Source organism: Pseudoalteromonas sp. T1lg75 (assembly GCF_002964705.1).
In the GTDB taxonomy this organism is placed as follows: Bacteria; Pseudomonadota; Gammaproteobacteria; order Enterobacterales; family Alteromonadaceae; genus Pseudoalteromonas.
Genome location: NZ_PQCD01000064.1, coordinates 1 through 362, shown reverse-complemented (window position 1 = coordinate 362; position 362 = coordinate 1). Strand labels below are relative to the sequence as shown.

General features: G+C 54.7%; 2 protein-coding genes. One reads left to right on the top strand and one right to left on the bottom strand.

Features of this window, described 5'->3' with window-relative positions; translation table 11 throughout:
* Nucleotides 1–20 precede the first annotated feature (20 nt).
* A complete protein-coding gene (locus C2M36_RS17220) occupies nt 21–188 on the top strand; it encodes a hypothetical protein (RefSeq protein WP_442792672.1) in 168 nt (55 codons plus the stop codon).
* Here C2M36_RS17220 and C2M36_RS16750 read toward each other — a convergent pair.
* Nucleotides 132–362 (bottom strand): methylated-DNA--[protein]-cysteine S-methyltransferase (locus tag C2M36_RS16750; RefSeq protein WP_158678978.1); only part of this gene is annotated, 231 nt, incomplete at its 5' end. The two genes, C2M36_RS17220 and C2M36_RS16750, sit on opposite strands and share 57 nt — an antisense overlap.

Here is a 362-nt window from a genome sequence, read left to right as displayed (position 1 = left end):
ATAATTGCGCGACTCAGGGGGTGATAGCGCCTTTACTTGGCATTATTGGGGCGCAGCAGGCCTTGCTGGCTATTCAGTGTCTTCTTGGGATTGGTGAGACGGGAGTAGTGCACAGTTATAATGCTCATACCCTAGGGCAAAAACAGTTTAAACTGCCTAAAGACCCAGACTGTGACTGCTGGCTCTAAGGCCAGCAGCCAGCGCTTACGCTCCAGTCCACCGGCATACCCGGTCAAGGTGCCATTGGCGCCTATTACCCGATGACAAGGCACAATGATGCTGATGGGATTACGACCATTGGCCGCACCCACTGCGCGCACCGCCTTGGGATTGCCCACCTGGCGTGCGATATCACCATAACT